General features: G+C 65.2%; 1 protein-coding gene. It reads left to right on the top strand.

Annotation, left to right across the window (positions count from 1 at the left end):
- Positions 1–264: bacterioferritin-associated ferredoxin (locus AC1DIQ_RS19035; RefSeq protein ID WP_478050608.1), on the top strand; the 264-nt coding region annotated here is incomplete at its 5' end.
- Between the last annotated feature and the right edge of the window lie 87 nt (positions 265–351).

The following is a 351-nucleotide window of genomic DNA, read 5'->3' as shown; positions in this document are numbered from 1 at the left end:
GAACAGGTGCGCCACGCGGCACGCATCGGCTGTCAGGGTCCGAACCAGTTGAAGGCGTTCCTGCGCTGCGGCATGGGGCCATGCCAGGGACGACTCTGCGGGCTGACCGTGACCGAACTGATCGCCGACGAACAACAGCGCCATCCGCGTGATGTGGGCTATTACCGGCTGCGGTTTCCCACCAAGCCGGTGACGCTCGGCGAGATCGCCTCGCTGCCGCAGACCCAGGCGTCGCGGGACGCCGTGGTCCGCTTCAAGAAGTAAAGCGCAGTAGGCAGCAACATGAAAACAGAAGCGCGGACCGGGTCATGCATGGCATCCCGCGTCCCGCCAGTCGAACCAGCACAGCGA

The organism is Stenotrophomonas sp. 05L413 (assembly GCF_056397945.1).
The sequence above is the reverse complement of the archived record's forward strand: the minus strand, read 5'-3'. Positions and strand labels throughout refer to the sequence as shown.